The sequence below is a fragment of the Pseudomonas sp. AG1028 genome (genome assembly GCF_007993955.1).
Lineage (GTDB): Bacteria > Pseudomonadota > Gammaproteobacteria > Pseudomonadales > Pseudomonadaceae > Aquipseudomonas > Aquipseudomonas straminea.
In genome coordinates this window covers 194,358-220,937 of the sequence record NZ_VIVP01000011.1, presented here as the reverse complement: position 1 = coordinate 220,937, position 26,580 = coordinate 194,358, and the positions used below count along the sequence as shown (strand labels likewise).

Below are 26,580 nucleotides of genomic sequence, written 5' to 3'. Positions count from 1 at the left end.
GCTCAGATCACTTCAGCCACTCGGCCACGCGATCCGGGTTCTTGGCGATCCACTGCTTGGCCGCTTCATCCGGCTTCACGCCGTCGCGGATGGACAGCATTACCGAACCGACTTCCTCGGCACTCCAGGAAATCTTCTTCAGGAAGGCCGCCGCTTCCGGCGCCTTGGCTTCCAGGCCTGGGTTGGCCACGGTGTCGACGTGCTCGGCTTCACCGAAGACGTTTTTCGGGTCTTCCAGGAAGCGCAGTTTCCATTGCGCGAACATCCAGTGCGGGATCCAGCCGGTCACCACGATCGGCTTCTGGGCTTTCTCGGCGCGGGTCAGGGCGGTGGTCATGGCCGGGCCAGAGCTCGGCATCAGCTTGATGCTCTTGAGGTCGTATTCCTTGATCGCGTCTTCGGTGCGGCGCATCACGCCGGCGCCGGCATCGATGCCGGTGATCTTGCCATCGAAGTCTTTGGCGTATTTCTCCAGGTCGGCGATGGTCTTGGCTTCAACGTATTCGGGAACGATCAGGCCGATCTTGGCACCATCGTAGTTGGTGCCCAGCACGGTCACCTTGTCCTTGAGTTTCTCGTAGTACTCGCCGTGGGTGGCGGGCAGCCAGGCAGAGAGGGTGGCGTCGAGGTCGCCACGGGCGATGCCCTGCCACATGATGGCCGGCTCGACCGGTTGCAGGGTCACGTCGTAACCGAGCTTGGTCTTGAGGATTTCGCCGGCGACATGGGTGACTGCGACGCTGTCGTCCCAGCCGTTCACGTAGCCGATCTTGAGGGCCGGCTTGTCGGCGGCCATGGCACCGGACATGCCCAGGGCCAGGGCAGCGACACCGAGGCTCTGCAGGCAGAGGCGTTTGAAGTTGTGCATAGGTCTTGCTCCGTCAGTGAGTGGCAGTTCAGGTGGTTTACTGGCTCGTTCTGATCGCGGGCCTTGCGGCACCAGCTGTGCAGAGCAGGGCATGGCCCTGTTGGCACCGGCGCAGGGGCCTGGGCCCCCGGCTGACAGGCGATGCGTGCAGCCTCGCCTGCTGTACCTGACCCGCCCAGGTGCAGACGGGTCGCGGTGAGTGCGGGCTCAGAGCCCGACGAATTTCTTCACAGCAGCGGCGCCATCCTGACCATCGAAGGTGGTCACGCCTTGCAGCCAGGCGTCGAGCACCTGCGGGTTGGCCTTGATCCATTCCTTGGCGACGGCGGCCGGGTCCTGCTTGTCGAGCACCTTCTCCATGAGCTGGCTTTCCATCTCGACGTTGAACTGCAGGTTGTTCAGCAACTTGCCGACGTTGCCGCAGCGCTGTTCGTAGTCGGTCGGCACCACGGTGTAGACCTTGGCCGCGCCATAGTCGGGGCCGAATACGTCGTCACCACCGGACAGGTAGGTCATGTCGTACTGGGTGTTCATCGGGTGCGGCGCCCAGCCCAGGAACACCACCGGCTCCTTCTTGCGGATTGCACGTTGCACCTGCACCAGCATGCCGGCTTCGCTGGACTCGACCATCTTGAAGTCGCCCAGGCCGAACTCGTTCTTCTTGATCATGCCGTCGATCAGCAGGTTGCCGTCGTTACCCGGCTCGATACCGTAGATCTTGCCGCCCAGCTGATCCTTGAACTTGGCGATGTCCTGAAAGCTCTTCAGGCCCGCTTCAGCTGCGTAGGTCGGCACTGCCAGGGTGTACTTGGCGCCTTCCAGGTTCGGCTTGGCCAACACCTTGACGCTGTTGTCCTTGGTGAAGGGCTCGATCACCGAGTCCATCGAGGGCGCCCAGTAGCCGAGGAACACGTCGATCTGCTTGTTCTTCACGCCGGTGAAGGCGATCGGCACCGAAGCCATGGTCTTGCGCGGCGTGTAACCCAGACCTTCGGTCAGGGTCATGGCCACGCCGGTGGTGGCGGCGATATCGGCCCAGCCGATTTCCGCGAAACGGACCTGCTTGCAGCTCGCCGGCTCTTGCGCCCAGGCGCCCTGCACGAGGGCGCAGGACAGCAGACCGACACCCGCTACTTTGTGAAATACGTTCATCCGCGAATCCTTGTGTGAGTGAAAGGAAGCTCAGTATGGCCTTTTACTGGCGCTGCAGTCGCGCACTCAGCCAGTTCAGCCAGCCCGCGCGGTTTGCGGCGGTCTGCGGTGTACCGAAGCTTTCGGTGATGCGGTCGAGAATGATCGCCAGCAGCACCACGGCCATGCCGCTTTCGAAGCCCAGGCCGATGTCCAGCCGCTGGATACTCGCCAGCACGTCGTTACCCAGGCCGCCGGCACCGACCATCGAGGCGATGATCACCATCGACAGAGCCATCATGATGGTCTGGTTGACGCCCGCCATGATCGACGGCATGGCGTTGGGCAGCTGCACCTTGAACAGCAACTGTCGACCGTTGCAGCCGAACGACTGGCCGGCTTCGACGATTTCCTTGTTGACCTGGCGGATGCCCAGGCTGGTCAGGCGCACGGCCGGCGGCATGGCGAAGATCACCGTGGCGATGATGCCGGGCACGCGGCCGAGGCCGAACAGCATGGCGGCCGGAATCAGGTAGACGAACGCCGGCATGGTCTGCATGAAGTCCAGAATCGGTCGGATGATGGTCGACACGCGCTCGCTCTTGGCCGCCCAGATTCCCAGCGGAATGCCGATCAGCAGGCTGATCAGGGTCGCCGAGAAGGTCAGGCCGAGGGTCACCACGGTCTGCTCCCAGAAGCCGGTCATCACGATCAGCACGAAGGCCACGGTGGTGAATACCGCGAAGCGAAAGCCGATGCGCCACAGGCCCAGGGCCACGAAGATGGCGATCAGCAGCCACGCCGGTGGCAGCATCAGCACGTTCTCGATCGCTTCGGAGAAGCCGCTGACCACGCTGCCCATGCTGTCGAACACGCCGCTGTAGTTGTCCAGCATGTGCTGGACCGCGTCGTTGACCCAGCTACCCAGATCCAGTTTCTCGCTCATGTCATTCTCCCTGCAGGCGGGTCAGGAGGCGGCCCTTGCTGATGGCGCCGCTGTAGTGGCCATCCTGGTCGACCACCGGGATCGGACCTTCGTTGTCCACCAGGCGGTTGATCACCTGATCCAGAGGCAGGTCTTCGGGAACCGGGCTGATGGATTTGAGCACGTCACCATCGAGTGCCGGCGAGTCGCCGCCTTCGACCAGCAATGCGATCTTCTCCAGGCTGATGGAACCGCGGAACTTGTTGTCTTTGTCGACGATGAAGGCGTAGTGCTTGTCCTGCGCCTGCAGCTCGCGGCACACGGTCTGCGCATCGGGCGCCTTGCCATTGTGCACATAGACCGGAACGCTGTTGGCCTTCAGCTGGCCAGCGGTGAGATAGCGGCTGGTGTCGACCGTATCGAAGAAGTTGCGCACATATTCGTTGGCAGGATTGTCGATAAGTTCCTGTGGCGTACCGACCTGGACGAGCTTGCCGCCCTCCATGATCCCGATACGGTTGCCGATGCGCATGGCCTCTTCGATATCGTGGGACACGAAGATGATGGTGCGACGATGGGTCTTCTGCAGCTCCAGCAGGATGTCTTGCATCTCGCGGCGCTTGAGCGGGTCGAGGGCGGAAAACGCCTCGTCCATGATGATCATCGACGGGTCGACGGCCAGGGCGCGGGCCAGGCCAACGCGTTGCTGCATGCCGCCGGACAGCTCGTGAGGGAATTTGTTGGCGAAGGTGTCCAGGCCAACCTGCTTGAGTACCTGCATGGCGCGCTCTTCGCGCTCCTTGCGGCCCTTGCCGGCCACTTCGAGACCGAAGGCGGCGTTCTCCAGAACGGTACGCGAGGGCATCAGGGCGAAGGACTGGAAGACCATGCTCATGTCGCGGCGGCGCAGATCGATGAGCTGGTCCTTGGGAAGTTTGGCGACGTTCTGGCCGTCGATGTAGACATTGCCGGCGGTGGGCTCGACCAACCGGTTGATGAGGCGGATCAGGGTGGATTTACCCGAGCCCGAGAGGCCCATCAGGACGAAGATCTCGCCCTCTTCGACGCTGAACGACACGTCACTGACACCGATCACGGCGCCTTTTTCAGCGAGGATCTTGTCCTTGCTCCAGCCTTGCTTGAGCAGATCGATGGCTTCTTGCGGCTTGTCGCCGAACACCTTGTAGAGGTTTTCGACGACGATTTTTCCAGACTGCATGGGATGTTTCCCCTTCAGTAGACATCAGAGCAGTCACACGCAGCTTGCCGAGCGCCCACCGGGCACCCGTCATGCGATGCAGACTGTTCTTGCTTGTGGGTATATACACGGTTCCTGGGTTTGGACAGCGTTCTGTCACAAGGCGTTCTGCAGGCACTCGAGCGCGTCCCAGAGCGGTCGCCGAGGCGAGCGCAACAGGTGAACATGACGAATGATGTAATGCGTGGCCGTGCTGCAAACTGCTTTCCAAACCCTCTGGCAGTGTTACGAAGCCCAATCCTTTGGGTATTCACATCTCATCCGAGATGCGCGTACATCCGAAATTTCTTGTTGGGCTGGCGCCCTGTTGCGGTAGCCAGCACTTATCTGTTCTTCGGTCCGGGGCGGTGGGCCCCAGTCTGCCTCCCTGGTCAAGAGCGGCAGCGACGAAATCGGCTGACTCAACGATATAGTCTAGCGGTCGTGGCAATTATCGAATTACGACCCTGACGTGTTGGGCGACGACACGAAGCCCTCGCCTAAAAAAACCATAACAGATTCTTTCTGTACTTGGCCAAGGCTGGAGGCCGCGCATGGCGCGGTTTTCAGCCTTCAGGACGAGTGAAGGCCAGGGGCCATGCGGGCTACAGCAAATTTCAAAAAAACGTATGTAAAGCTGTTGGTCGCGGGCAAAAAGCGTATCAGTTTCAGTCGTTTTCGAGCCGTTCGGTGGCGTCTTCCAGCGTCGGAGGGCGAATAGTTGGCCGTGTTTTTCATATAGCCGGCGGTGTTTTTCCGGCATTCATCGAACTCGCTATCGACCGTACCCGAGGAGCGGCCGATGGAAATGCGTTATGCCCCACGGCAGTGAGCATTTTTTGCTCAGTGCGGCATGTGTTTGCCAGCTTTTGGTGCATGGGGTTTTTGGCCGATATGTCGCCTGAGTGACCGGTCAGTCATATTTTTTCGTGCTGCTCGGTTACCCCTGCAGACTGTGCGGAAACATCGTTACGCCAGCGACTGCTACCAAAATGCTCAAGCCCTTGTGGCATGGCACATTGCGTTCTTTTTCCGTTGCCGATTCAGGGCGCCTTCAATGCCCGCCAACCGGCCTTCCCAGCTGCCGCCAGTTCTTGTTTGAACGGGCGTTCAATGTCGGCATGGCCTTTGCGTTATATAGGCCATCTGCTTGACTGCCAGTCGGGCGTAATTACAAGAAAACAGAGCCTCGCCATGAAGGCTCATAACCTGGTTAGCGTGAGGGTTCATTGATGTCCCAGTTCAATCAGGGAGTGCAGCTCCAGAGTCGCGTTCCCCAGTCCATCGGTTTTCTGCTGCTGGACAACTTCACCCTGATCTCCCTGGCCTCGGCGGTGGAACCCCTGCGCATGGCCAACCAGCTTTCCGGCAAGGAGCTGTATCGCTGGCACACCCTGACCCTCGACGGTCAGCCGGTATGCGCCAGCGACGGTTTGAAAATCACCCCTGATGCCAGCACGGCCAACGCCCCGGCACTGAGCGCTGTGATCGTCTGCGGCGGTGTGGATATTCAGCGCAGCGTCACCCGCGATCATGTGCAGTGGCTGCAGGCCCAGGCTCGCCAGGGCCGGCAAATGGGCGCGGTATGCACCGGTAGCTGGGCGCTGGCCAAGGCCGGCCTGCTCGACGGCTACGACTGCAGCGTGCACTGGGAATTTCTCGCCGCCATGCAGGAGGCCTTTCCCCGCGCCGCCATCACCACGCGCCTATTCTCTATTGACCGTAACCGCAACACCTCGTCCGGCGGCACTGCGCCGATGGACATGATGCTGCACCTGATCGGCCGCGAGCATGGCCGCGAGCTGGCGGCGGCGATCTCCGAAATGTTCATCTATGAGCGTATTCGCAACGAGCAGGATCATCAGCGTGTGCCGCTCAAGCACATGCTCGGCACCAACCAGCCGAAACTGCAGGAAATCGTCGCGCTGATGGAAGCCAACCTAGAGGAGCCGATCGACCTCGACCAGCTGGCCCTCTATGTGGACGTGTCGCGTCGTCAGCTGGAGCGGCTGTTCCAGAAATACCTGCACTGCTCGCCATCACGTTATTACCTGAAGCTACGCCTGATCCGTGCTCGCCAGTTGCTCAAGCAGACGTCCATGTCGATCATCGAGGTGGCCTCGGTCTGCGGCTTCGTATCCACGCCGCACTTCTCCAAGTGCTACCGCGAGTACTTCGGCATTCCCCCGCGTGACGAGCGTGCCGGCAGCAGCGCCAACGTCGTTGCACTGGTTCCGGTCAATGATGAACTGCTGCACGAGTCGTCATCGGCCATGGCGGCGCTGAGTCGTGCCCAGGGCGAGTCGACGTTCGCCAGCGTGCGGATCATCTGATTTCCCGCATCGCACAAAAAATGCTCAATTCACGCAGACGCCCGAGAGCCGTGGCGTCTGCGTCGTCTTTCACAGATTATCCACAGTTATGCACAGAGTATTTGTACGCAAAACATCAGTGGGCAGGATGCCGTCAGGCCAATCATTGATTCAGGGCTGAAAGTGCGTTGTACCGGGCCTTTCGTGGCAGGCGTGATGCTGCCGTCGAGCGAAAAGTGGCCAGCCGGCCAAGCGCCCCATGAATGGGAGCGTTGCGCGGTTATCCAACAGTTTATCCACAGGTCTGCGCACAGTATTCGTGCGTCGAATGCCCACGCCCGAGCGATCAGGTGTGCGGCGCGGCGTTGTCGTTCAGCTGCGCGGCACCAGTGCCGGCAGCAATGTGCGGGAAATGGCTTCGCGCACGGTCGGCAGCACGGTCGCACTGCCGGCGAGGATGTCTTCGACCATGTGGCGCAGGGCGAGGGCGCGTTCCGGGCACAGGCCGGTCACCGCATATTCGCAGGCCTGCTCGGCGGTGGCGCCGCTGGGAACGCTGAAACCCAGGGCGACCAGGCGTTCGCGGAGATCTTCCTGGTCGATCAGTTCGGTATGCATCATCGTGGGCGTCCTCGTGGCAAGTTCGAATTCGGCGTACCGTCAGCGCAGCACGCCCTCATCCAGCAGTAGCTTGAAGATAGCCTCTGCACCTTCCTGTGGCGAGACGCCAGTGATCACCTGACCGCCACCGCCCGCCGCTTTCGCCGTCGCCGCCTTCATGCGCTCGGAGCCGGTCTTGGCCTTGATCACTTTCAGGCGCTTGGGCCGCGGCCGGGCCGGTTGCCATTGCGCGTCGGCATACAGCGGGTCGTCGACCAGCTCCACCGCTTCACGCTCAAGGGTGCCGCGCCGTGCCGGGCCGAATGCGCTCTGCCGGGCTGCCGGTGCGGCGCCATCGACACTGGCGACGAAGGGCAGACGCACCTTCAGCCGCCGCCGTTGCCCGCGGGGCAGGGCCTGCAGCACCTGGGCGCTGCCGCCTTCGATGCTTTCCACTTCTGCCAGGCCGACGACCAGCGGCCAGCCCAGTCGCTCGGCCAGCAGATAGGGCAGCATGCCCGAGCCTTCGCCGGTTTCCGCCTGGCTGCCGGTCAGCACCAGCTGCGCCTTGGCCAGTTGCAGGTGTTCGGTCAGCGCCGGCAGGGCGTCGGCCTCGCGGCTCTGCTCGAGTACGGTAAGACCCGGCAAGCCCATGCCCAGGTAGGCACGCAAGGTATCTTCCTGCGGGTCGCCGGCATGCACCACGTTGAGTTTTTCGCCGGCCAGGCGCAGGCCCAGCTCGACGGCGCGGGCATCCTGTTCGGCGCGCCGCGGACGGCCCGAGGCGGGGTGCGAACCGATGGAGACCAGGGTGACGACGTTCAGATCAGCCATGCCGGATCTCCCGTTGTGTGTACGATTTCGCGGGCATGGCCCGCTCCCACCAGAAGCGACCGAGAGAGTTATGCGGCATCGCGTTTGGCTCCGTTGCGGTGGGCTTCCACGCGTTCGATCAATGCCTGAAGGATCGCCGCCGAGTCGCCGATCACCGCCATGTCGGCGCGCTTGATCATGTCGCAGCCCGGATCCAGGTTGATCGCCACCACCTTGTCGCAGGCGCCGATGCCCTGCAGGTGCTGGATCGCCCCGGAAATGCCGACTGCCACGTAAACCCGGGCGGTAACCCAGGTGCCGGTGGCGCCGACCTGGCGGGCGCGGGGCATATGGCCATCGTCGACCGCCACCCGCGAGGCGCCTTCGGTGGCGCCCAGGGCGACGGCGGCGCGGTGGAACAGCTCCCAGTCCTTCACGCCGTTACCGCCTGAAAGGATGAATTCGGATTCGGCCATGGGGATCTGCGCCGGGTCGACGGCCACCGGGCCCAGGTCTTCGATGCGCGGCAGGTTGCGCGGCACTTGCGCCGACAGCTCGACCGGGCGCGCTTCATGGCGGGTTTCGCTGACCGGCTCGGCGCACTCGGCGGCGGCCAGGATCAGCCGCGGCGCTGCCCGCGCGATATCTTCGCGACCGGCACCGGCGCGGCCCGTGCTCTGCCCATCCTTGACCTGCCAGACGCGGGTGGCCGGGCGCTCGCCCAGGCCGGAAGCCAGGCGGCGGCCCAGTTCGCCACCGCCAGTGCGGCTGTCAGGCAACAGCCAGTGGCGCGGGCCGAACTGGTTCTCCACGGCGCGCAGCGCCAACACGCGTTGCTCGGGCGAGTAGCCGCTGTATTCGTCGCCTTCGAGTTGCAGCAGGCGGTCGACGCCCGCGCGGTCGAAAGCGGATTCCTTGTGCTCGCCGAACACCACGGCCAGCACGGCGCCATCCTTGCCGGCCAGTTGATGGGCGAGGCCGAGCAGATCCTTGTCGTGGCTGCTCAGGCGGCCACCGACCATGTCCGGTACCACGGCGATGATGAAGGCCGGCTGCTCGACCACATGCAGCGGCAGCTGTACCTGGGCGCTGCCGGTCTGGCGCTTGCCGCTGCCGCCCTGTTGGGCGCCACTGCGGTCGATGCGCTTGATGCCGGCCGGGCCGATGAAGCCGGCCGCTGCGGCTTGCGGGTTCTTGCGGACGATGCCGTTGGGGCCCATCCATTGGATCTGTTGGGGTTGCAGGGCAGCGTGCAACGGATGCAGGCGGTTGCGGGCGATACGCTCGGCACGCGGGTCACGGCGGATGATGTCACTCATGGCGGGCTCCCGTCGGACGGCTCGGTTTTGATGGGTTGGCACCCATCCTACGGAACGTGCTTTGTAGGATGGGTGTTAACCCATCAACCATCAGCGGTACGTCGATATTCATGCGACCTCCACAGCGGCGGGCTGAGCGGCCGGGCGCTTCTGCGGGGCATCGGCTTCGATCAGTACGTCGGCGACCAGCTCGGCGATGTCCTTGATCTGCGGGCGCGGCTCGACCACGCCTTCGAGCATCACGGTGCACTGTGGGCAGCCGACGGCGACCAGCTCGGCGCCGGTCTCCTTGATGTCGACCATGCGCATGTCGGGAATCCGTTGCTTGCCGGGAATGTCGGTGATCGGCGCGCCGCCACCACCGCCGCAGCAGCGTGAGCGAAAGCCCGAACGTTCCATCTCCTTCACCTCGATACCGATGGCCTTGAGTACTGCGCGTGGCGCTTCGTACTCGCCGTTGTAGCGGCCCAGGTAGCAGGGGTCGTGGTAGGTGACGGAGCCGCCCTTGTGCTTGCCAAGGCTCAGGGTGCCACGCTGCATCAGGGTTTCGATGAAGGTGCTGTGGTGCATGACCTGATAATTACCGCCCAGAGCGCCGTATTCGTTTTTCAGCACGTGGAAGCTGTGCGGGTCGCAGGAGACGATGGTCTTGAACTGGTATTTGTTCAGCGTGGCGATATTGCGCTTGGCCAGTTGCTGGAAGGTCGCTTCGTCGCCCAGTCGGCGGGCGACGTCACCGCTGTCGCGTTCTTCCAGGCCGAGCACAGCGAAGTCGACGCCGGAGGCTTTGAGGATCTTCACGAAGGCCCGCAGGGTGCGCTGGTTGCGCATGTCGAAGGCGCCGTCGCCAACCCAGAACAGCACCTCGGCGCTGCCCTTGTCGGTCATCAATGGCAGGTTCAGATCCGCCGCCCAGTTCAGTCGACCGCCGGGTGCGAAGCCGCCCGGGTTGTCGGTGGCGATCAGATTTTCCAGCACCTCGGCGCCCTTGTTCGGCGTCGAGCCTTTTTCCAGGGTGAGATGGCGGCGCATGTCGACGATGGCGTCGACGTGCTCGATCATCATCGGGCACTCCTCGACGCAGGCGCGGCAGGTGGTGCACGACCACAGGGTGTCCGCGTCGACCAGGGCATTGCCCTGCAGTGAAACGATCGGCTGGTGTGGGCCGCCGCCGTGCTCACCGAGTGGCTTACCTGGATACGGCGAGCCGGCAAACTTGGCGTCATTGCCGCCGGCCAGGCCGATGACCATGTCCTGAATCAGCTTCTTGGGGTTCAGTGGCTGGCCGGCGGCGAAGGCCGGGCACATGGCTTCGCACTTGCCGCATTGCACGCAGGCGTCGAAACCGAGCAACTGGTTCCAGGTGAAGTCGGTGGGTTTTTCCACACCCAGCGGGGCTTTGGGGTCATTCAGGTCCAGGGCTTTCAGGCCGGTCGAGCGCCCCCCGCCAAAGCGCTCGCTGCGGCGGTGCCAGGCCAGGTGCAGGGCGCCGGCGAAGGCGTGCTTCATCGGCCCGCCCCAGGTCATGCCGAAGAACAGCTCGGACACGCCCCAGGCCACGCCCACGGCGAGAATCGCCGCCAGCACCCAGCCGCCGAAGTCGGGCGGCAGGATGCCGGCCACCGGCAGGGTGGCGATAAAGAAGCTGCCCGCGAACATCAGCAGGCTTTTCGGCAGGCGCATCCAGGGGCCTTTCGACAGGCGCGAGGGCGGATTCAGGCGACGCTTGGCGACGAACAGGGCGCCGGTGAACATCAGCACCGTGGCCGCCAGCAGGGCGAAGCCGAGGATGCGGTTATGCAGGCCGAAACCGTGCACGACGATGGCCAGCACGGCCGCCAGCACGAAGCCACCGGCGGTGGCCACATGGGTCTTGGACATGTACTTGTCGCGCTCGACCACGTGGTGCAGGTCCACGAGGTAGCGGCGCGGCATCTTCAGCAGGCCGCCGAGCCAGTCGACCTTGGCCGGCCGGCCGCGGCGCCACATGAAGAAGCGCTTGGCCGCGCCGATGACCGCAAGGGCCAGGGCGGCAAAGAGCAGGATGGGGAGAATGGTTTGCAGCATTTGCTTACCCTCACAGGGTTAATCGTTCCCACGTCGAGTCGTCGAACCGTCCGCGTGGTAACGCATCGCCGGACGCTCTGCGTCCAGCGCTTGTGACGCAGAGCGTCACGGCGCTAGGTCTCCCACGCAGAGCGTGGGAGCCATCATCCAATCAGAAGTCCTTGCACAGGCGCAGGGCGTCGTAGATCGCCGCGTGCACGTTGCGCTGGGCTACGCAGTCGCCGATACGGAACAGCAGGTAGCCGTCGCCCGCCTCGGAAAGGCATGGCTGCGGCTTGATCGCGAACAGCGCCTCGACGTCGATCTGGCCCTTGTTGCGCGAGCCGTCCTTGAGCGCGTAATACAGGCGCTCGTCCGGGCGCACGCCGTTCTCGATGACGATCTGGTCGACCACTCGCTCTTCCCGGGCGCCGGTGTATTCGTTCTCCAGCACCGCGACCTTCTTGTCGCCCTCGGCGTAGACCTTTTCCAGCATCAGGTCGCCGGTCATGACCACTTCCTTGGGGTACATGCTGCGGTAGTAGGTCGGGAAGGTGGTGCCACCCATGGCCACACCGGGCTTGATGTCGTCGGTGACGATCTCGACCTGGCAGCCTTTCTCGGCCAGGTAGTCGGCCGCCGACATGCCGGTGAACTCGCAGATGGTGTCGTACACCAGCACGTTCTTGCCGGGCTCGACCTTGCCGCTAAGGATGTCCCAGGCGCTGACCACCAGGCCTTCGGCAGCGCCCCAGTGTTCGTTCTGTTCGAGGAAGGCGTGGCCACCGTTGGCCAGCACCACGATGTCCGGGCGCAGGTCGAGGATGGTCGCTTCATCGGCCGCCGTGCCCAGGCGCAGGTCCACGCCCAGGCGGGCGATTTCCAGCTGATACCAGCGAGTGATGCCGGCGATCTGGTCGCGTTGTGGGGCGCGGGCGGCGATGCTGATCTGCCCGCCGAGGCTGTCCTGCTTCTCGAACAGGGTCACGTCGTGGCCACGCTCGGCGGCGACGCGCGCGGCTTCCATCCCGGCCGGGCCGCCGCCGACGATCACCACCTTGCGCTTGGCGCCGGTGGTTTTCTCGATGATGTGCGGCATGCCCATGTATTCACGGCTGGTGGCGGCGTTCTGGATGCACAGCACGTCCAGGCCCTGGTACTGGCGGTCGATGCAGTAGTTGGCGCCGACGCACTGCTTGATCTGGTCGATCTGGCCCATCTTGATCTTGGCGATCAGGTGCGGGTCGGCCATGTGCGCGCGGGTCATGCCGACCATGTCGACGTAGCCACCTTCGAGGATGCGCGTGGCCTGGTTCGGGTCCTTGATGTTCTGCGCGTGCAGCACCGGCACCTTGACCACTTCCTTGATGCCGGCCGCCAGGTGCAGGAACGGCTCCGGCGGGAAGCTCATGTTGGGAATGACGTTGGCCAGGGTGTTGTGGGTGTCGCAGCCCGAGCCCACCACGCCGATGAAGTCGAGCATGCCGGTTGCGTCGTAGTAGGCGGCGATCTGCTTCATGTCCTCGTGGGACAGGCCGTCCGGGTGGAACTCGTCACCGGTGATGCGCATGCCCACGCAGAAATCGTCGCCGACTTCGGCACGCACCGCCTTGAGCACTTCCATGCCGAACTTCATGCGGCCTTCGAAGGTGCCGCCCCATTCGTCGGTACGCTTGTTCACGCGTGGCGACCAGAACTGGTCGATCAGGTGCTGGTGCACGGCGGATAGCTCGACACCGTCCAGGCCGCCTTCCTTCGCACGGCGCGCGGCCTGGGCGTAGTTGCCGATGATGCGCCAGATTTCCTCGACCTCGATGGTCTTGCAGGTGGCGCGGTGCACCGGCTCACGGATGCCGGACGGCGACATCAGGGTCGGCCAGTGGAAGCCGTCCCAGCGCGAGCGGCGGCCCATGTGGGTAATCTGGATCATGATCTTGGCGCCGTGCTTGTGCATGGCGTCAGCGAGATTCTGGAAGTGCGGAATGATGCGGTCGGTGGACAGGTTCACCGAACTCCACCACTGCTGCGGGCTGTCGATGGCCACGACCGAGGAGCCGCCGCAGATCGCCAGGCCGATGCCGCCCTTGGCCTTCTCTTCGTAGTATTTGACGTAACGCTCGGTGGTCATGCCGCCGTCGGTGGCGTACACCTCGGCGTGAGCCGTGCTGAGTACGCGGTTACGGATGGTCAGTTTGCCGATCTGGATCGGCTGGAACATTGCTTCGAAGGCCATGACCTTCTCCTCGATTCGACGGCTGCACTGCGTTCACGGTCAATGCGGGGTGGAGCGCCTAGCGAGTGGCGCTCCTGTTGTTATTCAGAGCGGGCGGGTTACGAACAGGCCATCGTCGTGGCCTTCTTCCGAGCCGCCGTATTCCTGCACGGTGACGGTGCGCAGGCTGCTGCCCTTGGCGGACAGGATCTGGTCGATGGCGCCAGAGAACCAGCCGGTGAACATGTAATCCACCTTGCGGCCGACCTTGCCGTACACGTACACGAAGGCCGAGTGCTTGAGCTTCACTTCCGCGTAACCGGCGTCGATGTCCAGCTTCTGGATCTCGAACAGGCCCCAGCCGCGCTGCGACAGGCGCTTCATGTAGTGCTCGAACACCGCATCGCCCTGCAGGCCATGGCACTCGGCCTCCTTCTCGCACCAGTGCCAGGCGGATTTGTAGCCGGCCTTGTAGAGAATCTCGGCGTACTTGTCGGCGCCGAGCACTTCCTCGATGCCGCGGTGGTTGTTGACGAAGAAATGCCGCGGCACGTACAGCATCGGCAGGGCGTCGGTGGTCCATACGCCGGTTTCGTCGTCGACCTGAATGGGCATTTCGGGGGCGTGGGTGGCCATGTGTGTAACTCCTGAGTTCGAATCGTAGGAGCGGCTTTAGCCGTGAGCTTCAAGGCACGTCGCCCTTTGGGGGCTGATCGCGGCTGAAGCCGCTCCTACGGAAATTGAGAGGGAAGGGCTTATTCGCCCCAGACGTCGGCGAGTACCCGTACCCAGTTCTCACCCATGATCTTGCGCACCACGCGCTCGGAATGGCCGCGTTTGAGCAGGGTTTCGGTGAGGTTGGGGAATTCGCCGACGGTACGGATACCCAGCGGATTGATGATCTTGCCGAAGTTGGTCAGGCGACGGGCATAGCCCTTGTCGTGGGTCAGGTACTCGAAGAAGTCCTGGCCGTGACCCTGGGTGAAGTCGGTACCGATGCCGATGGCGTCTTCACCGACGATGTTCATCACGTACTCGATGGCTTCGGCGTAGTCGTCGATGGTCGAGTCGATGCCCTTGGCCAGGAACGGCGCGAACATGGTCACGCCAACGAAGCCGCCGTGGTCGGCGATGAACTTCAGTTCCTCATCGGACTTGTTGCGCGGGTGCTCTTTCAGGCCCGAAGGCAGGCAGTGCGAATAGGTGACCGGCTTTTTCGATTCGAGGATGACTTCCTCGCTGGTCTTCGAGCCGACGTGGGACAGGTCGCACATGATGCCCACCCGGTTCATCTCGGCGACGATCTCGCGACCGAAGCCGGACAGCCCGCCGTCACGCTCGTAACAGCCGGTGCCTACCAGGTTCTGGGTGTTGTAGCACATCTGCACGATGCCCACGCCAAGCTGCTTGAACACCTCGACGTAACCGATCTGGTCCTCGAACGCATGGGCGTTCTGGAAGCCGAAGAGGATGCCAGTCTTGCCCAGCTCCTTGGCCTTGCGGATGTCGGCGGTGGTGCGCACCGGCATCACCAGGTCGCTGTTCTCGCGGATCAGCTTGCTGCTGGCGGCGATGCTGTTGACGGTGGCCTGAAAACCCTCCCATACCGACACGGTGCAGTTGGCCGCGGTCAGGCCGCCCTTGCGCATGTCTTCGAAGAGTTCACGGTTCCACTTGGCGATGATCAGACCGTCGATGACGATGCTGTCGGCGTGCAATTCGGCTGGGCTCATCAGGCGGCTCCCCTTGAATGAATGCACCAGATTCGCTGCTGGCGCTTTGTGGGCAGCATATGCCTCGACGCTTGGGCGACCCGATGCAAAAACGACGGGGGGATTGCCGAAAGCGTCAAGCCGAGGTCGTGGTTGGATAAGCCGCTTGCGCGTGCGCTGTTGCGGGGCAGGGGGCGAGATAGGGCGCTGAGAGTGCTAAGCCGATATCAGCCTATCTATAGGTGGGAGCGGGCCATGCCCGCGAATCGCGCGCATGGCGCGCTCCCACAAAAGCGCAGCCTTACGGGCATGGCCTGGGCGGCCACCCTCCCACAAAAAAGGCCGCAGTCCGTAGGATGGGTAAAACCCATCAATTTCCATGGGTTTCACCCATCCTACGACCTGTGACCGAGTTAAGATCCAGCCGCCTCGTGCCTATCCTGCCGCGGGCTGACGGCAAACCGCGCCCGATAACGCCGGGCAAAATAGGACGCCGAGTCGAAGCCGCAGGCCAGAGCCACCTCCAGCACGCTGAGGTCGCTCTGGCGCAGCAGTTGGCGGCCCTTGTCGAGGCGCAGGGCGAGGTAGAAGGTGACCGGTGTGGTGTTCAGGTGCTGGCGAAACAGCCGCTCCAACTGGCGGGTGGTGATGCCTACCGTGTCGGCCAATTGCTGCGGGGTGCGCGGCTCCTCGGTACAGCGCTCCATTTCGCCGATCACCAGGGCCAGCTTCTTGTCGTGGATGCCGTAGCGGCTGCTGACCTGCATGCGCTGGTGATCCAGCCGGGTGCGAATACGGCCGAGTACGAATTGCTCGGACACCTGGATCGACAATGCCTCGCCATGGTCGCGGCCGATAAGGCCGAGCATCAGGTCCAGGCTGCTGGTGCCGCCGGCACTGGTGATGCGCCGGCCGTCGATTTCGAACAATTCCTGGGTTGGTTGCAGCTGTGGATAACGTTCGCGAAAGGCCTCCAGCGCTTCCCAGTGCAGGGTGAAGCGCTGCCGGGCGTCCAACAGCCCGGCCTCGGCCAGCACAAAGCTGCCGGTATCGATGGCGCCCAGCACCCGGCATTCGCGTTCGGCACGTCGCAAGCGGGCGGCCAGCTGCGGCCCGAAACCCGCCAGTGGCTCGAAACCGGCTACCACGAACAGGCTGGTGTCGGTCAGGTCATCATCCAGAGCGCCATCGACATTGAGCGACATGCCATTGCTGGCCGGCACGGCCTGGCCGTCGGCGCTGAGCAGGCGCCAGTGGTAGTGGGGCGCATGAAAACGGTTGGCGACCCGCAGCGGTTCGATGGCCGACATCAGGCCCATCATCGAAAAGCCGGGCAACAGTAGAAAGCAGAAGTGATCAGGCATTGGAGTGCTCGCTGCGTAGAGCCTCATCTAACGGCAGCGTGGCTTGATCTTCAAGGCGTTATGTTCTGGTTTTATGTCGATATGGTGCGAATTTCCAACCGACTAACTGCGTAAGGTGGCTCCATCGGAATCCCGCTGTTCCGGTCACACGGTACTAAAAACCAGACTAAACCGTTGAGGAGCACCGCTCATGAAAACGCTCACCGCGTTCGCAGCCTGCTGCGCCGTCACCTTGTTCAGTGTGCCCCTGCTGGCCGCCGAAGAGGCCAGTTGCAAGACCGTCCGCCTCGGCGCCGTCGGCTGGACCGATGTGGTCGCCACCACCGCCGTGGCCAACCAGTTGCTGCAAGGCCTGGGCTATGAAACCACCCAGACCCAGGCCTCGCAGCAGATCATCTTCGCCGGCATCCAGAAGGGCCAGGTCGATGCCTTTCTCGGCTACTGGAAGCCGATCATGGACGACAACATCAAGCCCTTCCTCGATGCTGGCGCCGTGAAGGTGGCCGAGAGGCCGTCATTGGACGATGCCGTGGCGGTACTGGCCGTGCCGACCTACGCGGCCGAGCAGGGCATCAAGACCCTTGCCGACATCGCCCGCTTCAAGGATCAGCTCGACGGCAAGATCTACGGCATCGAGGCTGGGTCGGGCGCCAATACGGCGATCCAGAAGATGATCGATGCTAACCAGTTCGGCCTTGGCGGTTTCAAGCTGGTGGAATCCAGCGAGGCCGGCATGCTCGCCGCCGTCGGCCGCGCGGTACGCAACCAGAAGCCGGTGGTGTTCTTTGGCTGGAAGCCGCACCCGATGAACCTGCAGATGCCGATCACCTACCTGACCGGCACCGAGGATGTTTTCGGCCCCAATGACGGCGCGGCGACTGTTTCCACCGTGACTTCGCCGGACTACGCCCAGAGCTGCCCCAACGCCAACCGCCTGCTCACCAGCCTGCGCTTCACCAGCGAGCAGGAGGCCGAACTGATGCAGCCGATCATGGATCGCCAGGCGCCCGACAAGGTGGCGCGCGAGTGGATCGCGGCCAACCCCGAGGTGGTTGCCGGGTGGCTCGAAGGCGTTACCAGCCGTGACGGCAAGCCGGCCGCCCAGGCCCTGAAACTCAGCCAATAACTCAATCCCTCGCTGTCACCGCGCACTGCGCGGGGGCGGCGTTCGTCCTCGATAAAGGAGCACGACCGTGAACCACGAAGTCATCATCACCTGCGCGGTCACCGGCGCCGGCGACACCGTTGGCCGTCACCCGGCCATTCCCGTCACGCCGAAGCAGATCGCCGAGGCCGCCATCGAGGCGGCCAAAGCCGGCGCTACCGTCGCCCACTGCCACGTGCGCGACCCGCAAACCGGCAAGCCGAGCCGCGACGTGGCGCTGTACCGCGAGTTGGTCGAGCGCATTCGCGAGAGCGACACCGACGTGATCATCAACCTCACCGCCGGCATGGGCGGCGACCTGGAGATCGGCAAGGGCGAGCAGCCGCTGGAGTTCGGTGCCAGTACCGATCTGGTCGGCCCGCTGACCCGCCTGGCCCATATCGAGGAGCTGCGACCGGAAATCTGCACCCTGGATTGCGGCACGCTGAATTTCGGCGACGGCGACTTCATCTACGTTTCCACCCCGGCGCAACTGCGCGCCGGTGCCAAACGCATCACCGAGCTGGGCGTGAAGGCCGAGCTTGAGATCTTCGACACCGGTCACCTGTGGTTCGCCAAACAGATGCTCAAGGAAGGCCTGCTGGAGGATCCGCTGATCCAGCTGTGCCTGGGCATCCCCTGGGGCGCGCCGGCCGATACCGCGACCATGAAGGCGATGGTCGACAACCTGCCGCCAGGCCTGACCTGGGCCGGCTTCGGCATCGGCCGTATGCAGATGCCGATGCTCGCCCAGGCCATGCTCCTGGGCGGCAACGTGCGCGTGGGGCTGGAAGACAACATCTGGCTGGACAAGGGCGTGCCGGCCAGCAACGGCTCGCTGGTCGGGCGCGCGGTGGAAATCATCGAACGCCTTGGCGGCCGCGTGCTGAGCCCGGCCGAGGGCCGGGAAAAAATGAATCTGAAAAAACGCTGAGCCTTCGCCTGGAGCCTGCCATGTCCTTCGTAACCGACATCAAGATTTTCGCTGCACTGGGCACCGGTGTGATCGGCGCCGGCTGGATCGCCCGCGCCCTGGCCCATGGCCTGGACGTACACGCCTGGGACCCGGCACCCGGCGCCGAGGCAGCCCTACGCACGCGCATCGCCAATGCCTGGCCGGCGCTGGAAAAGCAGGGGCTGGCGCCCGGCTCGTCGATGCAGCGCCTGCGCTTTTTCGCTGACCTCGACGCCTGCGTGCGCGATGCCGATTTCATTCAGGAGAGCGCGCCCGAGCGGCTCGACCTCAAGCTCGACCTGCACGCGCGGATCAGCGCCGCGGCGCGCTCGAACGTGATCATCGGCTCCAGCACCTCGGGCCTGTTGCCCAGCGAGTTCTACGCCGAGGCACAGCACCCGCAGCGCTGCGTGGTCGGCCACCCGTTCAACCCGGTGTACCTGTTGCCTCTGGTCGAGGTGGTCGGCGGCGAACGCGCCGCGCCCGAGGCAGTGCAGGCGGCCATCAGCATCTACAGCGCACTGGGCATGCGCCCGCTGCACGTGCGCAAGGAAGTGCCGGGCTTTATCGCCGATCGCCTGCTCGAAGCGCTGTGGCGCGAGGCTCTGCACCTGGTCAACGATGGCGTGGCGACCACCGGCGAGATTGACGACGCGATCCGCTTCGGCGCCGGCCTGCGCTGGTCGTTCATGGGCACCTTCCTGACCTACACCCTGGCCGGCGGCGACGCCGGTATGCGCCACTTCATGGCCCAGTTCGGCCCGGCGCTGAAACTGCCCTGGACCTACCTGCAGGCCCCCGAGCTGACCGAGGCGTTGATCGACGATGTGGTCGCCGGCACGGGCGTGCAGCAGGGCCGGCGCAGCCTCGCCGAGCTGGAGCGCTACCGCGATGACTGCCTGCTGGCGGTGCTCGATGCCGTGCGCCAGACCAAGGCCTGTCACGGCTTCGCCTTCGAGGACTGAGCATGCTACCCGTCACCTACAAGACCGCGGTACAGCCCGCCTGGGTGGACTACAACGGCCACCTGCGCGACGCCTATTACCTGCTGATCTGCAGCTTTGCCAGCGATGGGCTGATGGATCTCATCGGCCTTGACGAAGCGGGCAGGGCGCGTACCGGGCACACGCTCTATACCTTGGAGTGCCACCTCAACTTTCTCGCCGAGGTGAAACTCGGCGTCGAGCTGCAGGTGCGCACCCAACTGCTCGGCCACGACCGCAAGCGCCTGCATATCCACCACCTGATCGAGCGCTGCGATGATGGGCAGATCGTGGCGGAAAGCGAACAGATGCTGATGAATATCGACACGGCCAATGGTCGTTCAGCGCCGTTCGATGGTGAGGTGGCTGAGCGAATTGCTGAGCTGGTCGAGGCGCAGCATGGAGCGCCGCGTTCTGTTTATGTCGGACGGGTGATCGGCTTGCCCTGAGCCTTCCTCGTGACGCAAAAAAGCCCCGCCAGGTTTAGCTGGCGGGGCTTTTTGTTCTCAGCCGCTTACTGCGTCTTCACATCCCGCAGATACGGCGCTGGCGCCGCACCCAGGTTGCTGAGCATGCGTTCGCTGTACCAGTCGATGAAGTTGACCACGCCGAACTCGTAGGTTTTCGAGTAGGGGCCGGGCTGGTAGGCGGTGGAGTTGATGCCGCGCTGGTTTTCCTCGGCGAGGCGACGGTCCTGGTCGTTGGTGGCATCCCAGACTTCGCGCAGGCGGGCCACGTCGTAGTCTTCGCCTTCGACGGCGTCCTTACGCACCAGCCACTTGGTGGTGACCATGGTTTCCTGGGCACTGATCGGCCATACGGTGAACACGATCAGGTGATCGCCCATGGCGTGGTTCCAGGAGTGCGGCAGGTGCAGGATGCGCATCGAGCCCAGGTCCGGGTTCTGGATGCGGCCCATCAGTTTCTTGCAGCCCTGCTTGCCGTCCATGGTCATGGACACGGTGCCCTTGAGCAGCGGCATGCGCACGATGCGGTTGCGCAGGCCAAAGCCAGCGTGCAGGTACGGGATCTTCTCGGCTTCCCACTTGGCGGCGGACTCGGCCACGTGGTCCTTGAACGACTGAGTCGCGCGGGGATCGTTGGTGTCGTCCCATTCCAGCAGGGTGTTGAGCAGTTCCGGATGCGAACCGTTGCAGTGGTAGCACTCGCGGTTGTTTTCCAGCACCAGCTTCCAGTTGGCCTTTTCCATCAGGGTGGTCTGCACGGCCACCTTGGCGTTCTCCATGTCGTAAGGTTCCATGTAGTGCGCCAGGGTGGCGAGGAACTCGTCGATGGCCGGCGGGTTTTCGGCCAGGGAGATGAAGATGTAGCCGCCGGCGGTCTTGCAGTTGACCGGCTTGAGGTTGTAGTCGGCCAGGTTGAAGTCGGCGCCCATTTCGGTGCCGGCGAACAGCAGGCGGCCATCCACTTCGTAGGTCCACTGGTGGTACGGGCAGACCAGCTTGGCGACCTTGCCCTTGTCGCTGGTGCACAGGCGCGAGCCGCGGTGGCGGCAGACGTTGTGGAAGGCGTGCACGACGCCCTCGGCGCCGCGGATGACGATGATCGGGTTGTTGCCTATCTGCAGGGTCAGGTAGTTGCCCTTGGCCGGGATCTCGCAGGTCATGCCGGCGATCAGCCATTCCTTGTGGAAGATCTCCTGCATGTCGAGCTGGAACACCCGCTCGTCGTTGTAGAACGGCTGCGGCAGAGAAAAGGTGCGCTCGCGATTCTGCAGCATTTCAGCGGCTGCGGCGCGTGCCGGTTCCAGCGGGTCGCCAAGGCTCAGGGTAGAGGTGACGGTCATCGGAAAACTCCTCGTGGCGGACACGGGTGCGGCCGCTGTGAAATAGGCTGGTGCGGTTGACGCAAGGTGGCATCGCCTGGCCCGGATCGCCTGCCGAATGGCGCATTGCTCAGGGGGCTGCGGCGCACGCTCTTATCCTGTTCGGCTTGGGGGTGAGTGTGGAGCCCGGCGCGGCGCGAACCTTATCCATGGGCGACATGGCCGAATCAGTTCCCGACTGGGTACGCCAGTGTCTACGGGGCAGGTCGCGGTGAGCATGCCGATGTCGCTGGCAGGTAAATGAGCGCCAGAGGCGTTGCGCACAATCGCGGCAAAGAATGGGCCGGTGAGCGGCCTGCGTGCGCGAGAGAACCGACATGTCGAACGACTTCCTCTATCCCGTCACTACCCAGACCTGGAGCAACGGCCGCCACCTGGTGCGCTGCGTCAAGGTCATCCAGGAAACGTGGGATGTCCGCACCTTCTGTTTCATGGCCGATCAGCCGGTGCTGTTCTTCTTCAAGCCGGGGCAGTTCGTCACCCTCGAACTGGAGATCGACGGCCAACCGGTGATGCGTTCGTATACCATTTCCAGTTCGCCGTCGGTGCCTTACAGCTTCTCGATCACCATCAAGCGGGTGCCGGGCGGCAAGGTCTCCAACTGGTTGCACGACAACCTGTCGGAAGGCCAGGAGCTGGCGGTGCACGGCCCGGTCGGGCTGTTCAACGCCATCGATTTCCCGGCCGACAAGGTGCTGTTCCTCAGTGGTGGGGTGGGCATCACCCCGGTGATGTCGATGGCCCGCTGGTTCTACGACACCAACGCCAACGTCGACATGGTGTTCGTGCACAGCGCCCGTTCGCCGAAGGACATCATCTACCACCGCGAGCTGGAGCACATGGCCGCGCGGATCGCCAACTTCAACCTGCACGTGATCTGCGAAAAGCACGGCCTGGGCGAGTCCTGGTCGGGTTACCGCGGCTACCTCAACCAGCCGATGCTGGAGCTGATCGCGCCGGATTACCTGGAGCGGGAAATCTTCTGCTGTGGCCCGACGCCCTACATGAGCGCGGTCAAGCGCCTGCTCGAAGCCAAGGGCTTCGACATGAGCCATTACCACGAGGAGGCCTTCGGTCCGGTGCCCGCCGAAGTGCGCCAGGAGGTCAAGGAACTGGCCGAGCTGGCTGCCGATGCACCGGAAGTGCCGGTTGGCGAGCGCAATCAGGTGTCCTTCACCAGCACCGGCAAGAGCATTCAGGTGGCTCCGGGCGAAACCGTGCATGCCGCGGCGGCGAAGCTTGGCCTGCATATTCCCAAGGCCTGCGGTATGGGCATCTGCGGTACCTGCAAGGTGCTCAAGACTGGGGGCGAGGTGGACATGGAGCATAACGGCGGGATCACCGACGAGGACGTGGCCGAGGGTTACATCCTGTCCTGCTGCAGCGTGCCGCGTAACGACGTGAGCATCGATTACTGATCCGCTGATCAAAAGATGATCAGTGCGCTGTAGCGCCCGGCTCATGGGCGCTGCAGGGGCTATCCAACAGTTTGTCCACAGCCCGGCGCACAGTAATTGTGTGAAAGGTTGGCTGCTGGTTTCCAATCGCCCGCTTGACCGGTCGCTCGCAGGGATTGGGAAAGCACGCAGGCTGCTGGAGGTTTGGCTGTGGCGGCTGCAGAACAGCTCGCGGCTGAAGCCGCTCCTACGTGCGCTATGGCACCACGCTCGAACAGCTTATCCACAGAGCTATTCACAATCTTATACAGACTTCTGACATGTCTCGCTGACGAGCACGTTGATTCGCCTGTTCAATTTTTGAACATCCTCATGTATGCCCCGCCAATAGTGGCTTTCAGCCTGATGGCGACAGCTTGTGCACAGCTTGATCCACGAAGTTTGGGGAAAGCGGGCTATGGGTTGTCCACCATGCGTCAGGCGTCACGTCGCGGCAAGACGGTAACTGAGGCTCTTCGACGGCTGATCGAAAAATGATCAATGCTGCCGAGGCCCTGCGGCTAAAGGGCTGAAGTCAATTCAAAAACAACTTATGCACAGAAACGCGCACAGTTTCTGTGTGTAGATAAGTTGCCAACTTATTGATGCTGCTCGTTTTTTGCTCGATAGGCTGCAGGTCTCTGATGGCGAGGCTTGCAGCGCTTTGCCGACAGCTTATCCCCATAATCGTCCCCTGATTGCTGGGGAAGAATGTCCACAGGCGGTAAAACCTCCGAGCGCGCATTGTGGATTAACGCGCCTCGAAATCCGCTGATCGAAATTTGATCAAGGTGCTGGAGGCCTTTGCTGGCAAGGGATGTAGCGACATATGCACAACTTGTATAAGCCCTCCTGCACAGCGATTGTGCGTAACCCAATGTGCAAGCTATTGAAATAGAACGTTTTTTGTACGATTGGCTGGAGCCCCCGTGCGCCTTGGTCTGCAGCTTTATGCCGACAGCTTATTCACAACGCCTTCCACGGGATCTGGGGATGTGGGAGATGATTGCGCACAGGCGGCGCGAGCGTTAAGCGCAGCAAAGCGCGTCGGGATACCTGTGTAGGCATTCGTTTTGGTTGGGATAACGATGTTATCCACAGGAGTGCAGGAGGAGCTGCAGGAGAGGATCGTTGCGGAACGTGAATGCGTTGGGCCGGCGCGCTGCCGGCCCAGCGCCTTGCTCAGGCGGCCATGACTTCGCGGATATCCGCAGCCAGCTGGCGAACCCGTGCTTCCTCGGTATCCCAGGAGCACATGAAGCGCGCGCCGCCGGCGCCGATAAAGGTGTAGAAGCGCCAGCCGCGGGCGGTGAGGGCGGCGATGGCCGGTTCGGACATCTGCAGGAACACGCCATTGGCCTCGACCGGGAACATCAGGCTGACGCCCGGCACGTCTTCCACCAGTTTGGCGAGCAGTTGGGCACAGTGATTGGCGTGGTTGGCGTAGCGCAGCCAGGCATCGTCCTGCAGGATGCCGACCCAGGGCGCCGACAGGTAGCGCATCTTCGAGGCCAGCTGACCGGCCTGCTTGCAGCGGTAGTCGAAGTCTTCGGCCAGGCCCCGGTTGAAGAACAGAATCGCTTCGCCAACCGCCATGCCGTTCTTGGTGCCGCCAAAGCACAGCACGTCGACGCCGGCCTTCCAGGTCAGCTCGGCCGGCGTGCAGCCGAGAAAGGCGCAGGCGTTGGAGAAGCGCGCGCCGTCCATGTGCAGGTTCAGGCCCAGTTCGTCACAGGTCTGGCTGATCGCCTGGATTTCCTCGGGGCGGTACACGGTGCCGACTTCCGTGGCCTGGGTCAGGGTGACCACGCGCGGCTTGGGGAAGTGGATGTCCTTGCGCTTGAGGGCTATTTCGCGGATCGAGGTCGGTGTCAGCTTGCCCTGTTCGGTGCGGGTGGTCAGCAGCTTGGAGCCATTGGAGAAGAACTCCGGAGCACCGCATTCGTCGGTCTCGACGTGGGCGGTCTCCGAGCAAATCACGCTGTGATAGCTCTGGCACAGCGACGCGAGGGCCAGGGAGTTGGCGGCGGTGCCATTGAAGGCGAAGAACACGTCGCAGTCGGTCTCGAACAGGCGGCGGAAGTGGTCGGCGGCGCGGGCCGTCCATTCGTCATCGCCGTAGGCGCGCTGATGGCCCTGGTTGGCCTCGGCCATGGCCTGCCAGGCCTCGGGGCAGATTCCGGAGTAATTGTCGCTGGCGAATTGCTGGGCGTTGTCGGGCATTGAAGGGTCCTTTTCTGCATCGCCCCGTGCGGGCGTATGCCGCTACTTTATCCCGCCGCACCGCTGCGTCGCACTCGCCGGGGCGACATATTGTTCCATGCCCAGGCGCGCCATTAATTGTGAACTCACGGGCGCCGATGGGCTCACAAGGCAGAGAGTTCATTACCAGGACTCACCGATCCCAAGCTACAGGAGCCCACCATGAGCTACCGTCATCTGATCGCCCTTTTCGCACCGCTCGCTTTCGCCCTGCCGGCTGCCGCCGCTCAGCAGTGGTCGCCGGAAGCCAAGTCCACCTTCGTGCAGGAATGCGTGAAGGGCGCTCAGTCCGGCCACTCCCAGGAAAAGCTCACCGCCTTCTGTGATTGCGCCGCGACCAAGGTCAGCGAGGAGTTCAGCGAGGCGGAAATGGCCGAGATGAGCAAGCAGGTTCCGCCGGACGCGGCACTGCAGAAGCGTCTGGTCACCGCATCGAGCAGCTGCAACGCGAAGCTGCAGTGAGCCTTGAGGGCGGCGTAGGTTCTACGCCGCCCTTTCTGTTTGCGCCTTGGCGCTGGCTGCCTCTACCTTGATGCTTTATCCGTCAGCGTGATGGGCGTGCATGCCTTCCTCTTTCCCACACCATCCTTCCCCTGGCCGCGACGCGGCTCTCGATCTGATCAAGTGGCTGGCGCTGCTGACCATGCTGATCGATCACCTGCGCCATGCCTGGCCTGAGCTGTATTTCCTCTATGTGCCTGGCCGCCTGGCCTTTCCACTGTTCTGCCTGGCGATTGCCGCCAATGTCGCACGGCCCAGGGCTGAGGGTGCCGGCGGCGTGACCACCCGTTACCTGGAGTGGCTGTTGCTGTTCTCGCTGATCTCCGAGTGGCCGTACCGGCTGCTGGTGCCGACCGCCGAATCGCTCAACGTGATGCCGACCCTGGTACTCGGCCTGCTGATCGCCAATGCCGTGCAGCGCGCCGATATCCAGGCGCGCTGGTTGGGCGCCGGCGCGCTGGCGACAGCCGTGCTGGCCCATGAGTGGCTCATGTTCGGTGCCTTTGGCGCGCTTTTGCCGGCCGCCTTTCTGCTTGCGTTGAAGGGCTCCTGGGCGCGCTGGTTGCTACCGATGCTCGGCTGCCTGGCAGCCAACTACTGGGCGCCGTTCTATGCCGATGCGGCCCGTGGCGATCCGTTCGCCTGGAGCGTGTTGGCCATGTGTCTGTTCGCGCCATTGCTGGGCCTTCTGCTGTTGCGCTTCCGGCCGCCATTCCCCGTACCGCCGGTCAGGCGCTGGGCTTACCTCTTCTATCCGGTGCATTTCCTGGTGCTGGTGGCGCTGCGCAGCCTCTGAGGCTCTGCTCTGGCATGCGCAATTGCGACGCTTAGGCATGTCGCAAACACAATCTCCCGTGGCGTACATAGGCATCTGGCTCGCCAGGGCCAGTCATACCATCGCTGCAACAAGACTC

The 26,580-nt window shown here is 63.4% G+C and carries 22 protein-coding genes; 8 read left to right on the top strand and 14 right to left on the bottom strand.

Annotated features, from left to right (window positions below):
- Nucleotides 1-7 precede the first annotated feature (7 nt).
- The 4 genes from FB481_RS19245 to FB481_RS19230 all read right to left on the bottom strand — a co-directional run bounded on the left by FB481_RS19245 (nucleotide 8) and on the right by FB481_RS19230 (nucleotide 4,143).
- Nucleotides 8-868, bottom strand: coding sequence for a glycine betaine ABC transporter substrate-binding protein (locus FB481_RS19245; protein WP_093507588.1), 861 nt, complete (start codon nucleotides 866-868; stop codon nucleotides 8-10).
- A 207-nt stretch (nucleotides 869-1,075) separates the two neighbouring features.
- Nucleotides 1,076-2,020 (bottom strand): choline ABC transporter substrate-binding protein, encoded by a 945-nt coding sequence (locus FB481_RS19240; protein WP_093507586.1) that lies wholly within the window; start codon nucleotides 2,018-2,020, stop codon nucleotides 1,076-1,078.
- A 43-nt stretch (nucleotides 2,021-2,063) separates the two neighbouring features.
- Nucleotides 2,064-2,945, bottom strand: a complete 882-nt coding sequence (locus FB481_RS19235) for a proline/glycine betaine ABC transporter permease (protein WP_093507584.1) — start codon at nucleotides 2,943-2,945, stop codon at nucleotides 2,064-2,066.
- A 1-nt stretch (nucleotide 2,946) separates the two neighbouring features.
- Nucleotides 2,947-4,143 (bottom strand): glycine betaine/L-proline ABC transporter ATP-binding protein, encoded by a 1,197-nt coding sequence (locus tag FB481_RS19230; RefSeq protein WP_147177405.1) that lies wholly within the window; start codon nucleotides 4,141-4,143, stop codon nucleotides 2,947-2,949.
- 1,250 nt (nucleotides 4,144-5,393) lie between these two features.
- Here FB481_RS19230 and FB481_RS19225 point away from each other — a divergent pair.
- Nucleotides 5,394-6,494, top strand: a complete 1,101-nt coding sequence (locus FB481_RS19225) for a GlxA family transcriptional regulator (protein WP_147177404.1) — start codon at nucleotides 5,394-5,396, stop codon at nucleotides 6,492-6,494.
- Nucleotides 6,495-6,845: 351 nt separating this feature from the next.
- Here FB481_RS19225 and FB481_RS19220 read toward each other — a convergent pair whose 3' ends face one another.
- The 8 genes from FB481_RS19220 to FB481_RS19180 form a co-directional block, all read right to left on the bottom strand.
- Nucleotides 6,846-7,094, bottom strand: a complete 249-nt coding sequence (locus FB481_RS19220) for a hypothetical protein (RefSeq protein WP_093507578.1) — start codon at nucleotides 7,092-7,094, stop codon at nucleotides 6,846-6,848.
- A 39-nt stretch (nucleotides 7,095-7,133) separates the two neighbouring features.
- Nucleotides 7,134-7,907, bottom strand: a complete 774-nt coding sequence (locus tag FB481_RS19215; protein WP_147177403.1) for an electron transfer flavoprotein subunit beta — start codon at nucleotides 7,905-7,907, stop codon at nucleotides 7,134-7,136.
- A 68-nt stretch (nucleotides 7,908-7,975) separates the two neighbouring features.
- Entirely contained in the window at nucleotides 7,976-9,205 is a 1,230-nt protein-coding gene (locus FB481_RS19210; protein WP_147177402.1) for an electron transfer flavoprotein subunit alpha/FixB family protein, read from the bottom strand.
- 108 nt (nucleotides 9,206-9,313) lie between these two features.
- Nucleotides 9,314-11,272: a dimethylglycine demethylation protein DgcB gene (dgcB, locus tag FB481_RS19205; protein WP_147177401.1), complete on the bottom strand. Its 1,959-nt coding sequence runs from the start codon at nucleotides 11,270-11,272 to the stop codon at nucleotides 9,314-9,316.
- Nucleotides 11,273-11,423: 151 nt separating this feature from the next.
- Nucleotides 11,424-13,484 carry a dimethylglycine demethylation protein DgcA gene (dgcA, locus tag FB481_RS19200; RefSeq protein WP_147177400.1) on the bottom strand — a complete coding sequence of 687 codons (2,061 nt, stop codon included), beginning with the start codon at nucleotides 13,482-13,484 and terminating at the stop codon, nucleotides 11,424-11,426.
- 84 nt (nucleotides 13,485-13,568) lie between these two features.
- A complete protein-coding gene (locus FB481_RS19195) occupies nucleotides 13,569-14,099 on the bottom strand; it encodes a DUF5943 domain-containing protein (protein WP_075933537.1) in 531 nt (176 codons plus the stop codon).
- Between the two features lie 119 nt (nucleotides 14,100-14,218).
- Nucleotides 14,219-15,196, bottom strand: a complete 978-nt coding sequence (locus FB481_RS19190; RefSeq protein ID WP_147177399.1) for a dipeptidase — start codon at nucleotides 15,194-15,196, stop codon at nucleotides 14,219-14,221.
- 392 nt (nucleotides 15,197-15,588) lie between these two features.
- A complete protein-coding gene (locus FB481_RS19180; RefSeq protein WP_147177397.1) occupies nucleotides 15,589-16,539 on the bottom strand; it encodes a GlxA family transcriptional regulator in 951 nt (316 codons plus the stop codon).
- A gap of 190 nt (nucleotides 16,540-16,729) precedes the next feature.
- On the opposite strand from FB481_RS19180, the gene choX reads away from it, so the two are divergent.
- The 4 genes from choX (at nucleotide 16,730) to FB481_RS19160 (ending at nucleotide 20,070) form a co-directional block, all read left to right on the top strand.
- The gene (gene choX, locus FB481_RS19175) at nucleotides 16,730-17,665 is read left to right on the top strand and encodes a choline ABC transporter substrate-binding protein (protein ID WP_093507568.1); all 936 of its coding nucleotides are present in this window, start codon (nucleotides 16,730-16,732) and stop codon (nucleotides 17,663-17,665) included.
- Between the two features lie 67 nt (nucleotides 17,666-17,732).
- Complete coding sequence (locus FB481_RS19170) at nucleotides 17,733-18,617, top strand: 3-keto-5-aminohexanoate cleavage protein (protein WP_093507566.1); 885 nt, start codon at nucleotides 17,733-17,735, stop codon at nucleotides 18,615-18,617.
- A 20-nt stretch (nucleotides 18,618-18,637) separates the two neighbouring features.
- Entirely contained in the window at nucleotides 18,638-19,603 is a 966-nt protein-coding gene (locus tag FB481_RS19165) for an L-carnitine dehydrogenase (protein WP_147177396.1), read from the top strand.
- Nucleotides 19,604-19,605: 2 nt separating this feature from the next.
- Nucleotides 19,606-20,070 carry a thioesterase family protein gene (locus tag FB481_RS19160; protein ID WP_147177395.1) on the top strand — a complete coding sequence of 155 codons (465 nt, stop codon included), beginning with the start codon at nucleotides 19,606-19,608 and terminating at the stop codon, nucleotides 20,068-20,070.
- 65 nt (nucleotides 20,071-20,135) lie between these two features.
- Here FB481_RS19160 and gbcA read toward each other — a convergent pair whose 3' ends face one another.
- Nucleotides 20,136-21,428: a glycine-betaine demethylase subunit GbcA gene (gbcA, locus tag FB481_RS19155; RefSeq protein ID WP_147177394.1), complete on the bottom strand. Its 1,293-nt coding sequence runs from the start codon at nucleotides 21,426-21,428 to the stop codon at nucleotides 20,136-20,138.
- A 356-nt stretch (nucleotides 21,429-21,784) separates the two neighbouring features.
- On the opposite strand from gbcA, the gene gbcB reads away from it, so the two are divergent.
- Nucleotides 21,785-22,885: a glycine-betaine demethylase subunit GbcB gene (gene gbcB / locus FB481_RS19145; RefSeq protein ID WP_147177392.1), complete on the top strand. Its 1,101-nt coding sequence runs from the start codon at nucleotides 21,785-21,787 to the stop codon at nucleotides 22,883-22,885.
- A gap of 1,200 nt (nucleotides 22,886-24,085) precedes the next feature.
- Here the strand turns inward: gbcB and FB481_RS19140 are convergent.
- Entirely contained in the window at nucleotides 24,086-25,126 is a 1,041-nt protein-coding gene (locus FB481_RS19140) for a low specificity L-threonine aldolase (protein WP_147177391.1), read from the bottom strand.
- 201 nt (nucleotides 25,127-25,327) lie between these two features.
- On the opposite strand from FB481_RS19140, the gene FB481_RS19135 reads away from it, so the two are divergent.
- Together FB481_RS19135 and FB481_RS19130 are read left to right on the top strand one after the other, a co-directional pair.
- Entirely contained in the window at nucleotides 25,328-25,627 is a 300-nt protein-coding gene (locus FB481_RS19135) for a hypothetical protein (protein WP_013793305.1), read from the top strand.
- A 100-nt stretch (nucleotides 25,628-25,727) separates the two neighbouring features.
- The gene (locus FB481_RS19130) at nucleotides 25,728-26,462 is read left to right on the top strand and encodes a TraX family protein (RefSeq protein WP_147177390.1); all 735 of its coding nucleotides are present in this window, start codon (nucleotides 25,728-25,730) and stop codon (nucleotides 26,460-26,462) included.
- Nucleotides 26,463-26,580 lie beyond the last annotated feature (118 nt).

Coding starts and splice junctions, on each gene's coding strand:
- FB481_RS19195 (WP_075933537.1), bottom strand. CDS start 14,099: ATGGCCACCCACGCCCCCGAAATGCCCATTCAGGTCGACGACGAAACC.
- FB481_RS19180 (WP_147177397.1), bottom strand. CDS start 16,539: ATGCCTGATCACTTCTGCTTTCTACTGTTGCCCGGCTTTTCGATGATG.
- choX (WP_093507568.1), top strand. CDS start 16,730: ATGAAAACGCTCACCGCGTTCGCAGCCTGCTGCGCCGTCACCTTGTTC.
- gbcA (WP_147177394.1), bottom strand. CDS start 21,428: ATGACCGTCACCTCTACCCTGAGCCTTGGCGACCCGCTGGAACCGGCA.
- FB481_RS19140 (WP_147177391.1), bottom strand. CDS start 25,126: ATGCCCGACAACGCCCAGCAATTCGCCAGCGACAATTACTCCGGAATC.
- FB481_RS19135 (WP_013793305.1), top strand. CDS start 25,328: ATGAGCTACCGTCATCTGATCGCCCTTTTCGCACCGCTCGCTTTCGCC.
- FB481_RS19165 (WP_147177396.1), top strand. CDS start 18,638: ATGTCCTTCGTAACCGACATCAAGATTTTCGCTGCACTGGGCACCGGT.
- FB481_RS19160 (WP_147177395.1), top strand. CDS start 19,606: ATGCTACCCGTCACCTACAAGACCGCGGTACAGCCCGCCTGGGTGGAC.
- dgcA (WP_147177400.1), bottom strand. CDS start 13,484: ATGGCCTTCGAAGCAATGTTCCAGCCGATCCAGATCGGCAAACTGACC.
- FB481_RS19245 (WP_093507588.1), bottom strand. CDS start 868: ATGCACAACTTCAAACGCCTCTGCCTGCAGAGCCTCGGTGTCGCTGCC.
- gbcB (WP_147177392.1), top strand. CDS start 21,785: ATGTCGAACGACTTCCTCTATCCCGTCACTACCCAGACCTGGAGCAAC.
- FB481_RS19215 (WP_147177403.1), bottom strand. CDS start 7,907: ATGGCTGATCTGAACGTCGTCACCCTGGTCTCCATCGGTTCGCACCCC.
- dgcB (WP_147177401.1), bottom strand. CDS start 11,272: ATGCTGCAAACCATTCTCCCCATCCTGCTCTTTGCCGCCCTGGCCCTT.
- FB481_RS19220 (WP_093507578.1), bottom strand. CDS start 7,094: ATGATGCATACCGAACTGATCGACCAGGAAGATCTCCGCGAACGCCTG.
- FB481_RS19230 (WP_147177405.1), bottom strand. CDS start 4,143: ATGCAGTCTGGAAAAATCGTCGTCGAAAACCTCTACAAGGTGTTCGGC.
- FB481_RS19130 (WP_147177390.1), top strand. CDS start 25,728: ATGCCTTCCTCTTTCCCACACCATCCTTCCCCTGGCCGCGACGCGGCT.
- FB481_RS19240 (WP_093507586.1), bottom strand. CDS start 2,020: ATGAACGTATTTCACAAAGTAGCGGGTGTCGGTCTGCTGTCCTGCGCC.
- FB481_RS19225 (WP_147177404.1), top strand. CDS start 5,394: ATGTCCCAGTTCAATCAGGGAGTGCAGCTCCAGAGTCGCGTTCCCCAG.
- FB481_RS19210 (WP_147177402.1), bottom strand. CDS start 9,205: ATGAGTGACATCATCCGCCGTGACCCGCGTGCCGAGCGTATCGCCCGC.
- FB481_RS19190 (WP_147177399.1), bottom strand. CDS start 15,196: ATGAGCCCAGCCGAATTGCACGCCGACAGCATCGTCATCGACGGTCTG.
- FB481_RS19235 (WP_093507584.1), bottom strand. CDS start 2,945: ATGAGCGAGAAACTGGATCTGGGTAGCTGGGTCAACGACGCGGTCCAG.